Annotated in this window: 9 protein-coding genes; all 9 read left to right on the top strand. The window is 69.6% G+C overall.

Annotation, left to right across the window (positions count from 1 at the left end):
• The first annotated feature begins 198 nt into the window (after positions 1–198).
• The 9 genes from G7Y54_RS06160 (at position 199) to G7Y54_RS06120 (ending at position 13,312) form a co-directional block, all read left to right on the top strand.
• Positions 199–3,558: an acyltransferase domain-containing protein gene (locus G7Y54_RS06160; RefSeq protein ID WP_165078421.1), complete on the top strand. Its 3,360-nt coding sequence runs from the start codon at positions 199–201 to the stop codon at positions 3,556–3,558.
• 84 nt (positions 3,559–3,642) lie between these two features.
• The gene (locus G7Y54_RS06155) at positions 3,643–5,160 is read left to right on the top strand and encodes a TolC family protein (protein WP_165078420.1); all 1,518 of its coding nucleotides are present in this window, start codon (positions 3,643–3,645) and stop codon (positions 5,158–5,160) included.
• Positions 5,160–6,101, top strand: coding sequence for an efflux RND transporter periplasmic adaptor subunit (locus G7Y54_RS06150; RefSeq protein ID WP_165078419.1), 942 nt, complete (start codon positions 5,160–5,162; stop codon positions 6,099–6,101). Before G7Y54_RS06155 ends, G7Y54_RS06150 begins: the two co-directional genes overlap by 1 nt.
• Positions 6,098–7,558: an oligosaccharide flippase family protein gene (locus G7Y54_RS06145; protein ID WP_165078418.1), complete on the top strand. Its 1,461-nt coding sequence runs from the start codon at positions 6,098–6,100 to the stop codon at positions 7,556–7,558. Before G7Y54_RS06150 ends, G7Y54_RS06145 begins: the two co-directional genes overlap by 4 nt.
• Positions 7,559–7,567: 9 nt before the next feature.
• Positions 7,568–8,545 carry a 4Fe-4S dicluster domain-containing protein gene (locus tag G7Y54_RS06140; protein ID WP_165078417.1) on the top strand — a complete coding sequence of 326 codons (978 nt, stop codon included), beginning with the start codon at positions 7,568–7,570 and terminating at the stop codon, positions 8,543–8,545.
• A complete protein-coding gene (locus G7Y54_RS06135) occupies positions 8,542–9,015 on the top strand; it encodes a FeS-binding protein (protein WP_165078416.1) in 474 nt (157 codons plus the stop codon). The genes G7Y54_RS06140 and G7Y54_RS06135 overlap by 4 nt, the downstream gene beginning before the upstream one ends.
• 107 nt (positions 9,016–9,122) lie before the next feature.
• Complete coding sequence (locus tag G7Y54_RS06130; protein ID WP_165078415.1) at positions 9,123–10,133, top strand: SMP-30/gluconolactonase/LRE family protein; 1,011 nt, start codon at positions 9,123–9,125, stop codon at positions 10,131–10,133.
• Positions 10,134–10,827: 694 nt separating this feature from the next.
• Positions 10,828–11,226, top strand: a complete 399-nt coding sequence (locus G7Y54_RS06125; protein ID WP_165079279.1) for a cytochrome c3 family protein — start codon at positions 10,828–10,830, stop codon at positions 11,224–11,226.
• 175 nt (positions 11,227–11,401) lie between these two features.
• Positions 11,402–13,312, top strand: a complete 1,911-nt coding sequence (locus G7Y54_RS06120; protein WP_165079278.1) for a hypothetical protein — start codon at positions 11,402–11,404, stop codon at positions 13,310–13,312.
• Positions 13,313–13,430 lie beyond the last annotated feature (118 nt).

Raw genomic sequence — 13,430 nt, 5'->3', positions numbered from 1 at the left:
ACGGCGATAGACGCTTTATGTCTAGCGCAAGCACTCCCGCAAGGCAAGCCCGTTGTGCCCGGAACGGCATCGCCGCACGCGTGCCGGGCCTTTCCGGGACGCCGGCCGCGCGCCCGGGCTGGACATGCGCCCGGATACGGCCTACGATTTTCCGCCGCGATTTTTCACCGCCAGGAAAATTTTGTGCAGGACCCGCCCATGCCCAGGGACGAACAGCCCAGCCCGCCCGACGCTTCCCGTGACCCGGCCGCCGTCCCCGGCGCCGCGCAGGACGTGGCGCTCGACGGCGTGCGTTATGCGCGCCTTTCCCAGAACGGGGCTTTCTGGCGGCTCGGCAGCCTGTCGCCGCTCTGGCGCGAGGAGGTGGCGGCCCTCCCGCCAGGGCCGGACGCCGAAGCGCTCAAGGGCCTCGCCTCCCGCGGGATCTGGCTCGCGCCCGAAACCCCGGCGCAGCCGCTGGCAGTCATGTGCTGCGGCCTGGGCTCCTTCTGGCCCGGCATGGGCCGCGAGCTCTACGACAACTTTCCCGCCGCGCGCGAAGGCATGGACCGCGTGGCCGCCCTCGCCGACTGGGACATCCTTGGCCTCATGGACGAGACCGACATGGAGGCCATCGGCAATACGCGGCGGCAAATCCCCTACCTGTTCCTCCTCGAATACGCGCAGTGGTGCCAGTTCGCCTCCCTGGGGCTCTCGCCGGCGCTCTTCTGCGGCCACAGCCTTGGGGAGCTCATCGCGCTCTCGCTCTCCGGCATCTACGGCCTTTCCGAAGCCTGGTACATCCTCGACACACGCGCCGAGCACATGGCCGAGCTCGAGGCTTCGTCCACGCGCGACACGGGCATGATGGCCGTGCATGCCGAAGCGGCCGTCATCGACGAGACCCTCGCCGCGTGGCCCGACCTCTATGTCTCCAACCGCAACACGCCGCGCCAGTTCATCCTGAGCGGCCCGCGTGAGGCCCTCAAGGAGGCGCGCGCCGCCTTGCGCAAGCGCCGGGTGCCCTCCATGGTGCTCAATGTGAGCCTCGCCTTCCACCATCCGGGCATGCGCATCCTGCGCGACCTCTCGCAGCGCAGGCTCGGGGCGCTCGAGATGCACGCGGCCAGGGTGCCCATGCTGAGCGGCATCACCGCGGGCTATTATCCCGGCGACCAGCCCTCCATCTGCCGCTATATCACCGATTTGGACGAGAACACCGTGGCCTGGACGGACTGCGTGGACGCCATGTGGCGGCGCGACGGCATCCGGCAATTCCTGGAGCTCGGGCCGCAGGACACGCTCTGTGGCCTCGTGGCCGACTGCGAGCCCCGCGCGCTCTGCCTTTCCGCGGGCCGCAAGGGCGCCGAGGTCACGGCCATGCGCGAGGCCTGCGCACGGCTCTACGCGCTCGGGCATCTCCCCCTCCCCGCCATCCGCCAGGTGGGCGCGCGGCTCCGGCCGGCGGAGGCAGGGGCGGCCCCGGGGCCCGCGCCCGAACCGGCGTCAGCGCCGGTGCCGCAAGCCGCCCCCGCCGAACCCTTTTTCGGGGAGGATGCGGAGAAGGCCCGGCAGGTGCTGGAGCTTCTGGCCGAGGCCTGCGGCCGGCCCGCGGCCGCGCTCAGGCCGGAGCAGGATTTGCGCTATGACCTCGCCCTGCGCTCCAGCCGCTTTCCGCTCCTCCTGCAGGAGGCGGAGCGCCGCCTCGGCGTGCATGCGGAATTTGAAGACCTGCTTCAGGTAAGCACCGTGGGCGACCTTGTGCGCGTCCTGCTGGGCCGCAAAAACTCGCCGGGCGTTCCGCAGGCAGGGAGCGCGCGGAGGCCCCCCCGGCGCGGGACTTTTGCGCCCCTGCTGCGCCTTGCGCCGCCCGCGGGCGACGGCGCCCCGCTTCCGCTCCTGCCGCTGGACCCGGGGGGCTCGGGCCCCGGCGTGGAGGCGGCCGGCGTCTATGTGCTCTGCGTGCTGGACGGGGAGCTTTTGCCGGAGCTTTGGAACGGCGCGGCCGCGTTCGGGGCCACGCTCGCCGTGCCGCAGGGCCTTGTGGCGGACTGCGCGCCGCTCCAAAAGGCCGGGAGCAGCGTCCTGCCGCTGGCGGAAGACGCCCTGAAAAGCTCCGGGGCGCTTGCCGAGGCGCTGGACGCCCTGCTGGCCGCCAAAGGCCGGCTGGATGGGATTCTTTTCGTGCCCGCAGCCGGGGCTTTGGCCGATGAGGACGCGGCGCCGGACGCGGATCTCGCCGTCGCCCTGGGCGCGTGGCGCGCCGGGCATGTGGGGGCCCGCCCATGGTTCGCCTGCCTGCGCCGCTTTCGCGCCACGAGGGAACAGGCGGAGGCCGTCCGTGCCGGCGGGGCGGGGGCGCCCCTCTCCGGCTGGATACAGGCCATGGCCGGCGCCGGGGCCGCGCCCGTCCTGGCGCTTTTGGACGACGGGCGCCCCCTGGGGCGCGACGCCCTCGGCGACCGCTGCGCCGCCGAGCTTTTCCGCGGCAAGGGCGAGACCGTCCTCTGGAGTGTTGCCGAAGAGGGGTTTCGCCCGGCGCACGCGCCCCTTGTGGACAGGCCCGAAATATCCGCGCCCGTGTACCCCGAGCCATGGGCGGGCTCGCAGCCCCCGCTTGCGGCGGAAAGCGGCCTTTTTCAGGGCGGCTGCCAGTTTTCCGCCTTTTCGGACCCGGCGCTGCTGCAGCATGGCGGCTGGAATCTCCCGGAGGGCGCGCCGTGGCTGCCTTTCTCCCGCGCGCTGCTGGCCCTCTTGCAGGGCGCGCGGCTGCTCCTGCCGTGGCTCACGGTGACGGGCTTTTCCGATGTGCGCTTTTTCGCGCCCCCCGCCCTTCCTCCGGGCATCACCCGCGAGGGCCGCGTGACCGCGCGCGGGCGGCCGTGGATCATGCACGACGGGGCCATGACGCGCATGTGCCGCACGGCCCTCGATATCCGCGAGCTCACGCCCAATGGCCGGCACACGGACACCTTCGCGCCCTTCGCCGAGGCCATGGCCCTTTTGGCCCCGGGCCCGCGGCCCGCGCCGCCGCTGGCCCCGCTGCCCGTTCCCCCCGGTGAGGGCGGCGCCCCCCTGCCGCTCCCTGCGCTCTATGCGCGCCTCGGCCTTGGGCCGGACTGGCGCCTCATCTCGGCGCTTGCGCCGCGCACCTTCACGGCGGATGGCGATGTGCTCGCCGTCCACACGGGCCTCCTCGCGCCCGGCACGGCCGCGGCCTTTCCCATTGCTCCGCAGGCGGATTGGGGCTATGCTTCCGCATTGCAGCTCACGGCCGCGGTCATGCAGGGCGCCCTTCTGGTGCTCAAGGCGGAAACTTCGGCCCCTGCGCCCGAGGCGGCGGTCCCGGCTCCGGGCTGGCGTTGTGAGGGCGTGGGCTATATCCGCTTCGGGCTTCCGGGGGCTGGCCCGGGGGCGGCCGAAGGCGCCCGCACGCTGGAGGTGCGCCGCACCTGGGATGACGGCGCCCGGGTGCGCTTTGACGCCCAGGTGTCCGGCCCCGCCGGGGAGACCCTGCTGACCGTGCACCATCTGGAGTTCGAGCGCCCGGCCACGCCCCGGCAGGCTGGCACCGCCTGAAGCGTGCGCGAGCGGGTCCCCCGCTGCGCCCAAGGCAGGCTGGGCTTGAACCATGGCCGCCTTCATGCGGCCCCAAGGATGTCCATGAAGCACATTTTTCCTGTATCCCGTGCCAAAGGTCGTGCAGCCGCCGGCAGCCGGCGCACCACGGCGGCCGGCCCGCGCCGCGCGGCGCCCCTCCTGCTGGTTCTCCTCCTCGCGCTGTTCGCCGTGGCCTGTTCCTCCAACAAGGCGGGCATGAAGTCGCCGGAGCTGCCGCCCAGGCACTGGCTGGACGAAGCCCCGGGCGTGCCCGTGGAGAACAAGCAGAAGCTGGAGGAGGCCGTCCCCAATCTCTACGACCCCGACAAGCGCTTCACCTTTGAGGATTGCGTCTTCCTCACCATCCAGCAGTCGCCCCTGCTCGTGAACAGCGCGGTGGAACTGGAAATCAACCGGCTCGCGCGCACCAACGCGGCGTGGAAGTATCTGCCCGAGCCGCGCATGACCCTCACCGTGTCCAACAACCTGACGCGCTACAACATGGACATGCGCAACACGCCGAGCGATTACGGGCGCACCAGGATGCGCACCAACTTCTACGCGCCCTTCCCCAACCCGGTGGCCACCTATTTTGAGAACAAGGTGCAGCAGGGCATGGTCAACGTGGCCATTTCCACGCACCGCAAGGCCGTGGGCGACGTGATTTACGAGCTTGCCCAGAGTTATCTCAGGCTGGAGGCGAAACGCCGCATCCTCGAGGCCCAAAAGAGCCTTTTGCCCCTGGGCGACAACCTTGTGGGCTACTGGCAGCAGGTGGAGGCGGTGGAGGGGCGCCAGGGCGTGGCGCTGGACGTGGCCCGGCAGGAACAGCGCGCCCGCGAACTCAACGTGGAAAAGTCCAGCCAGGAAGAAACCATCGACCGTACGCGCATCAAGCTCATCTCCGGGGTGCAGCCGGAGCAGCGCCTCAACGTGGACGCGGAGAGCGCCAATACCATCCTGGAAGGCTTCGACGGCCGCGCCCTCAAGTGGGAAGACCGCTGGACCACCACCGAGGACGACCTGCTCCTCCGCGCCCAGTTCAAGCTCGGCGACTACAACATCATGCTCGCCTGGGCGCAGTATGTGCCCAACATGTCGTTCTACGTCAACCACACGCCGCCGGCCGGCCAGTACCAGCCGCCCCACGGCCAGGAAGACTACTTCCTCCACTGGAACTTCGACTTCCCGCTGCTCGACTGGGGGCGGCGCTACCGCGGCGTGCAGACGGCGCGCATGAAGAAGGCCCAGGCCTTCCACGACATGGCGCGCAGGCGCACCGAGTATTCCTACAAATGGCTTCAGGCCGAGCAGCGCGTGAGTGTTGCCGAAACTGACCTCAAGCTGCAGAAGATCCGCCTCGACACCGCGGAAATGCGCTTCACCGAGGCGCGCATCGCCTTTGACGAGGGCACCGTGGAGCTGCCGGCCCTTGTCGAGCGTGAGGAAGCGGCCGTCAACGCGCGCATTTCCTACATCAAGTCAGAACTGGAACACAGGCTCGCCCAGCTCGAATGGATGTACCTGGCCACTGTGCTTCAGGAGCGCTTTCTCGGACCGCCCGCCAAGGAGATCCTCTGATGTATCGCGCAACCCTCCTTCCGCGCGGCCTCCTGTGGCCGCTGGCCGCGCTTGTGTGCGCGGCCTCCCTCTGGCTCGCCGGGGAGGCCCGCGCCGCGGAGGCCATCATCCTCACGGGCAAGGTGGTGACCACGGTCACGCGCGCCGTGCCCGTCCCCTTCAACTCCGTGGTGGACGAGGTGCTCGTGAAGCCCGGCGACGCCGTGGAAGACGGCTCGCCGCTTCTGCGCTACCACCTGCAGGACGAGGCCGAGCGCATCCTCCAGCGCGAAGTGACCACCGGCGCCGGCACCGAGGGCTCCAAGAGCCAGCTGCTGGACATGGAGCGCCAGCTCGCCCAGGTCACGGCGGAGCGCAACAAGGCCCGGCAGCTGGTGGCCTCGGGCCTGGGCTCCAAGCAGGCGCTGGCGCGGCTGGAAAGCAGTGTCGCCTCGGTGCGCGACCGTATCGCACTTTTGCAATCCACCATCCGCAAGACCGAGAGCAATTTCGCGGCGCGCCTCAAGGAGCTCTCGGGCTACTTCGGGCAGCCCATCAGGGAAGGGGAGGAGCTGCCCCGGACCCTCGTGCTCACCTCGCCCATCAAGGGCTATGTGCTGTCGCTTGCCTCGAACCTCAACCCGGGCAACCTCATGGCCGCCAATTCCGCGCCCATCCAGGTGGGGCAGCTCAACCCGGTGCTCATCCAGGTGCCGGTCTATGAGGCGGACGTGAACACCATCAAGGTGGGCGACAAGGCGCAGGTGGAGATCCCCTCCCTGGGCGACCGCAAGTTCACCGGCCTTGTGAGCGAGATCTCCTGGCTCTCCACGGACATGAACGTGGCAAACCCCTCCTATTACACGGTGGAGCTCACCGTGGCCAACCCCGACCTTGTGCTTAAGCCGGGCTTCAAGGCGGTGGTGCGCTTTGGCGGAGGCGGGCAAGCGGCCGCCAAATGAAGCTGAAGAGCATACCGCGGCGCCTCGGCTACATCCTGGGCGCCCAGTGGACGCGCGACCTCGCCTGGACCGCGTTCACCATCCTGCTCGCCCGGGCAAGCCCGGACATCCTCGGCCAGATCGTCCTTGCGCTGACCTTCGGCTACCTCGTCAAGACCGTGGCCGACGTGGGCCTCAACGACTTCCTCCTTTCCACCTTTGCCCGGCGCGAGGCGCGCCCGCGGGCGCTGCTCGGCGAGGTGAGCTGGCTCAAGCTCGCCGTGCTCGCGGCGGCGCTTGCGGTCACATGGCTCGTCACCGGCTGGCAGGGCTACAGCCCCGAGCTCCGGCTCGTGGTGCTCGCCATCGCCGCGGGCCTCGGGCTCGACGCCGTGGCCGACTCCTTTTTCAATCTCTGCCAGGCGCGCGGCCGGCAGGATGTGGAGATGCGCATCCGCGTGCCCTCGGCGCTCGCCGGCCTGGGCTACGGCATCCTGTGCGTGCTCGTGGGCGCGCCGCCGCTCGCCATCGCGCTTTTCAAGCCGCTGGAGGCCCTGCTCGCCATCGGCTTTTCGCTCGCCGCCCTCGGCCGCAACCCGCTTCGGGGCGTGGGCCTCGCCGGCATGGGGCACCTCGCCCGCCAGATGCGGCACGGCCTCATCTTCACGGGCATGGCGGCCTGCGCCATGTTCTACAACAAGGTCAACGTCATCTTCCTGAAAAACTACGGCGGCAATGCGGACGTGGGCGGCTACGGGGTGGCCTGGGAGACCGTGGAGGGCCTCTCGGTGCTCGTCTCGAGCGCGCTGCTCGGCAAGGTCATCTTTCCGCTGCTGGCGAAGCTCTGGCAGGAGAGCCGCGCGGCCTTCAGGCGCCTCGCCGGCCAGACGGCGCGGTCGCTCTGGGCCGCGTCGCTGCCCATCATCTTCCTCATCTGCGTGGAGAGCGACCGCTTCCTGCCCTTCATCTACGGGCCCGACTACGCCAGCGCCGTGACCGCGCAGCAATTGCTCACGCCCTGCCTCGCCACGGCCTTCCTGCACAATCTTGCGGCCTATGCCATGATCGGCATGCGCAAGCACACGCTGCTCTTCGGCTTCTACCTGAGCGGGCTTGTGGTCAACCTCATCTGCTGCTGCACCCTCATCCCGGCGAGCCCGCTCACGGGCGCGGCGCTTTCGCTGACCATCACCAAGGTCTGGGTGGCGGTGCTCACGGTGAGCTATTTCCAGTGGGCCGCCAGGCCCATGACAGCCGCACAGTGGCTGCTCATGGGCGCGTGCGCCGCACTCAGCGTGGGCCTGTGGTGGGGCGTGGGGCTCATGCTCCCGCGCGAAGCGGCCGAGCTCGCGGGCCTTGTGCCCCTGCTGGCGCTCTTCTGGCGCTGGCGGCCGCCGCCGCCCTTTGAGACGGCGCGGGAGCTCGAGGAAGACACGGGCGCCCGGCCCGGCATTGACGCTGGCGGCCCCACCGGCTAGGCTCCAAGCATGCACAGCCCCTTCCAGCCCCTGCGCCGCCGTTTTCTTCAGGGCGCGGCCGCCCTTGCGGCGGGCGCATTGGCCGCAGCTCCTGCACCGGCCCGCGCGGCGGCGGGGCCGGCCACCATGGCCACCGTCATCGACGTGGACGCCTGCAACGGCTGCGGGGCCTGCGTGAGCGCCTGCCGGGCGCGCAACCTCGCCCGGGTGCCGCTGCCCGTGCATCCCATCCCGCAGCCCTATCCGCCCTCGGTGCGCATCCAGGACTGGTCCGACCGGCGTGATGTCACCGATTGCCTCACGCCCTACAACTGGCTCTACATCCAGTCGTGCACCATCCGCACCGGCGGGGCCACGCGGCGGGTCTTCCTGCCGCGGCGCTGCATGCAGTGCGTGAACCCGCCCTGCGTCAACCTCTGCCCGGCCGGCGCCGCGCGCCAGCGGGCCACGGGCGCGGTCTATGTGGATGAAAATTTCTGCATCGGCGACGGCCGCTGTATCCGTTTCTGCCCGTGGATGATCCCGCGCCGGCAGTCGGGCGTGGGCATCTATCTCGACCTCGCGCCGCGCTATCTCGGCAATGGCCAGGTCTTCAAGTGCGACTATTGCCAGGACCTGCTGGCCGAGGGCCAGCCTCCGGCCTGCGTGAGCGCCTGCCCGCGCAAGGCGCAGCATTTCGGCCCCAGGGCCAAGATGTTCGCCCTGGCCGAAAAGCTCGCGGCCGAGCGCAAGGGCGACATCTATGGCCGCACCATCAACGGCGGCACCAATACCCTCTATGTGTCGGAGCTCACCTTCCGCGACATCGAGGTGGAATTGCTCAGGCAGGACCAGATCGGCGTGGGGCGCCCGAGCTTGCGCCCCCCCGGCGCGACCATGACGAAGGAGAATGACCTGCTCGGCTGGGTGCTGGCCGCGCCGCTGGCCGGGGCCGGGCTCGCGTGCCTGCGCCTCTGGCGCGACCGCCAGAAAGGACGGCGCCCATGAAAGACCGCGGCCCGCTCTTTTCCACCTTCATCCTCTTTCTCTGGAACGCGGCCGTGCTCACGGCCCTTGTGAGCGGCTTCGCGCACCTGCCCGTGGCCTACCGCTACGGGCTCATCGACACCTGGAACACCTCGCCCACGGTCATCCACTACTGGGCGGCGGCCGCGCTGCTCCTGCTGGCGGCCTATGCCGGGGTCATCTGGTTCGCGGAGAGCGCGGGCCGCTTCCGCCTGAGCCGCTGGGGGCGCCTGCGCTGCCTGCTCGTGACCCTGCTCGGCGTGAGCGGCCTCATCCTCATCCTGCACAACCTCGAGGATGTTTCCATCTACGGCGGCGCCTACGCCGGCTTCAAGCTCTGCCATCTCTTCTGCGCCGTGCTGTTCGCCGTCTTCCTGATCATCCGCGGCTCTCTGCGCTTATTGGGGCGCGGCCGCTGCGTCCTGCCGCTTTCCGGGGGCCGGCGCCGCTGACGGGCGCCCGGCATTTGAACGAAAAGGGCCATTGATTGCATATTTTGGTCCTTGCCGGGGCCCGGCCCCATGCTGATATATCCAAGACCGCACCTTCGGGGGAACCGATGAAGCTCTTCTGTGCCGCATTTTCCTGTCTCGTCCTGATCGCCTTTGCCCCCCCGGCCCGCGCCGCGGACGCCTTCAGCTACGAGGGCCGCGCGGCAACGCCGGCCCCCATCCCGCTCCCCGAGCAGGGCCTGCAAAGCGTGGAGGCCAGCCCGCTCAAGGTGGTGAACAGCGATCGCCACATCCTCGAGGGGGCGGTGTTCGACCGCGAGGGCAACCTCTATTTCTGCGATGTCACCGGCGGCAAGGTGCGGAAGCTCACGCCGGAAAACGAGCTCTCCGACCATGTGGTGCTGGACGGCCTCGCCCCGTGCGGGCTGGCCTTCGGGCCGGACGGCCGTCTCTTCATGGCGGTGAAAAACCCCGAGGGGAGCGCCGGCTCCATCCTCGCCGTTGCCGACGCCGGGGGGCGGCCCGAGGTCATCGTGGGCGCGGAGCAGGGGTATCTCCCCAATGACCTTGTCTTTGACGGCAAGGGCGGCCTCTATTTCAGCGACTGCAAGGGCTCGAGCACCGTCACTGGCGGCGGCATCGTCTACCGCGCGCCCGACGGCGCGCTCACCCTGGTCATCCCGGACATGGCGCAGGCCAACGGCGTGGCCCTCTCCCCGGACGATTCCGTCATCTGGGCCACGGAATACGCCCGCGAGCAGCTCCACAAGACCACGGTGAAGGACGCCACCAAGATCGTGCCCTTCCGCTCGCACATCCCCTACCGGTTCACCGGGCGCGGGCCGGACTCCATGCGCGTGGACGCGGACGGCAATGTCTATGTGGCCATGATGTCGCAGGGGCGCGTGCTCATCTTCAACCCCAACGGCTTCCCCATCGGGCAGATCCTGTTGCCCGGGCGGGACGAGGGGCAGAACCTGCTCTCCACGAGCCTCGCCATCCACCCGGAGAAAAAGGAAGTGCGCATCGTCTCGAGCAACCCGGCGGAGAGCGCCAGCGCCGACGCCGTGATCTTCACCGCGCCGGCCTTCGCCCCGGGTCTGAAGCTCGGAAAGTAAGTGGATTTTTCGCACGGTTTTTTGCGAGGTTACGTTATACAAAGCAGTTAAGAGACCTTCCTTAATTCCGTCTGGAGCGAAGCGGAAGACGGGTGCTGGTGCCGGAAGAATCCTAAAAAATAAGATTTTTCGGCGCTGGCGCGCTAGCCGTTGGCGAGGCTGCGAGCCTTGCGCCAGCCGTCGGCGAGCTTGCGAGCCATACGGATGGCGACAGCGGTTTCGTTGAATGATTGCCGCGTTACCTAACTGCTGTCTCCATCCGTAGCTTCCTGCGTCGCAACGGCTGGAGCACGGATAGCGACAGTGGCAGCGTTGGCTGACCAGCGCGGTAACTAACCGCTGTCTTCATCCGTAGCGTCCTTCGTCGCAACGGCTGAAGCAAGGAAGATAAAAATTTCCGAAGGGAGTGTACTTAAGTACTCGACCGAGGAAATTTTTCTCTGACGCAGCCAGCGCCGAAGCGCTAGCCGTTGGCGAGCTTGCGAGCCTTACGGATAGCGACAGCGGCTGGGTTGACGGGCTGCAGGGGTAACTGATTGCTGTCTCCATCCGTAGCTTCCTTCGTCGCAACGGCTGGAGCAAGGCTGTTTTTGACGGATAATTTCGGCATTACAGATGCAGCACAGCCGCATCACCAGCTCAAAAGTATAACAAAGCCTTCCACAAACGGCGCGACGCGCCCAAGGAGATGCCCATGCGGATCAGCCTCTTCCTCGCCGTGCTGGCCCTCTGCGCCTTCGGCGCCGTGAGCGCCCACGCCACGGCCACGCCGGCGGTGCCCGAAGGCCCCATCGAGTTCAAGGGCTCCAAGAAGACCGTCATGTTCCCGCATTCGGCCCACGCCAAGGTGGAGTGCGTGGTCTGCCACCACAAGGTCAACGGCGAGGCCAACTTCCAGAAGTGCGCCACCTCGGGCTGCCATGACGACCTCACCGCCAAGAAGGGCGAAAAGAGCCTCTACTTCGTGGTCCACAACAAGGGCGCCGACCTGCGCCACCAGACCTGCCTCGCCTGCCACACCAAGGTCGCCGAGGAAAAGCCGGACCTGAAGAAGGAACTGACGGGCTGCTCCAAGTCCAAGTGCCATCCCTAGGGGGCGGCGTTCAGGACGGCCCGGCGCCGGCCACTATTTGCGCCGCGCGGCATAAACTGATACAGTTTTTTGCCGTTCTCTAGAGCGACTGCCCGGCGCCTCGCAGGCCCGGGCAAGCCGCCCTGCGCCCGCCGCGTCCGCGCGGCCGCGTACGCACGCAAACCGCGAGGTTGCCATGGCCGCCCATAACGCCCCCGTTCCTGAAGAGAACGCGGAAGACATCATCGACCTCACCGAGCTCATCGAAAGGGGCGACGCCGCGCCCGCCGCCGACGCCGGCGCGCAGCCCGACAACGAAGATGCGGAAATAGAAGCCCTGCTCGCCCAGATGGACGCCAGCGACGGCGCGAGCTTCAGCAAGGGCCCGGCCGCGCCGCTGGACGGCCCGGCCCCCGGCGCCGCCCCGGTGGTCGACCCCAACGAGCAGCTCGACATGTCCGACATGGGCGACATCGACAACCTGCTGGCCTCGCTCGACATTCCGCCGCAGCCCCATGAAAGCGCCGCCACGGCGACGCCACCCCAGGCGCCCCCGGCTGCCGCGCCGCACGCCGCCATGCCGCAAGACCTTGACGCGGCCATGGACGAACTGCTCGGCGGGAGCGCGCCCACGCCGCCACCCGCCGCCCCCGCGAGCCCGGCGGCTGTGGCTGAAGCCTCAGACAGCATGTTGCAGGATCTCGACGCGGCCATGGACGAACTGCTCGGGGGCACAGCCCCAACGCCGCCCCCGCCGCCGGCCGCGCCCGCAGGCGCACCCAGCGTGGAAGACCTGCTTGCCGCCGCCACCATGCCGGCGGCGCCCAAGGCCGAAGCGCCGGCGGCGCCCGATCTGGAGGCGGATCTCGACGCCCTTCTCGGCGACCCGGCCCTTGCCCCGCAGCCCGCGCCGGCTTCCGTCCCCGCGCCTGGCGAGCCGGGCCTCGAGGCCGACCTCGCCAGCCTGCTCACCTCGCTGGACGCCGAAAAGGCGGCCGCGCCCCAAGCCCCGGCACCGGTTCCCGAGGCCGCCGCGCCCTCCTTCGAGGACCTGATGGCGGCGGCAGCGCCGCAAGCCGAGGCCGCCCCTGAGCCTGCGCCGGAACCGGCCCCGGAACCCGAGACCCCGGCCGCCGTGGTGGAACACGCCTCGATAGTGGAAGAAACGGCCCTCACCGTGGAGGCCGCGGCGCCCGAAACCGCGCCAGAGCCCGCGTCTGCGCCAGAACCTGCAGAAGACCTGGCGCCCATCGAAGCCGAATTTACCGAGATGCCGCCGGCGGACGAACCGGAGCTTCCGGGCGCCCCGGCCGAGGAGGCGCTGCCGCCCGAAGTCGAGGAGGCACCGCTGCCTGAAGTGGAGGCGCCCGCCGCCATGCCGGAGCCGAAGCTTGAGGCTGCCGCGGCAGCCCAAGCCGCGTTCGTGGCGCCCGCAGACGAGGCAGCCATGGGCGCAGAAGCCATGGCCGAGCCCGCGGATAGAGCGCCCGGGGAAGCTCCCGGTTTTGAAGAAGCGGCGCCCGAGCCCGAGGCGGCCGCACCGGAAGTGGCCCCCGAGCCCGAAGCGGCCGCGCCAGAAGCGGCTGCGGAACCCGAAACCGGCGCCGAGGCACAGGCGGCCCCCGAAGAACAGGCGGCGCCGGCTGCCGAAGCCGCCACCGTGCCGGCCTCGGCCCTGCTCGCCGCCACCGAGGATTTCGCCGCCCTGGCCGGCGCCCTCGGCGAGCGCCTGCGCCAGTGCGAGGCCGACCTCGCCGCCGCCCGCGCGCGCATCGAGGCGCTGGAACATTCCGCCGCCGATTCCGTCTCACTGGGCGACCTCCTGCGCGAGGGCAGCCCCCTGCACAACGGCTTTGCGGCGCTCATCGCCTCCTCGGTGGGGCAGGCGCTCAAGGATACGCCGCCGCCCGCGCACATGCCCGAAGGGCTCGAGGGCCGCCTCGCCACCCTCGAGACGCGGCAAAAAAGCCTGCTCGCGCGCATGGACGCCATCGAGGAACGGCTCGACAACCTCGAGCCCCGCTTCAACGAAGAGGTGGGCAAGGCGGCGGCCAGCGCCGTGGCGCGCATCCTGCGCGAAGAGATCAGCCGCCTCGCCGGGGGCTAGGGCCGGGGCGCCCGCTTGCCAAGCAGGCGCCGAACGCCTATGCTCGGCCGGCCCCGGGCTCGCCGCGGGGCGCCTCGGGCCTCGCTACGGCCGGGGCCAACATGCAACGACAAAAAGG

This window comes from Desulfovibrio sp. ZJ746 (genome assembly GCF_011039155.1).
Lineage (GTDB): Bacteria > Desulfobacterota > Desulfovibrionia > Desulfovibrionales > Desulfovibrionaceae > Desulfovibrio.
This window is presented reverse-complemented; position numbering and strand designations above follow the sequence as displayed.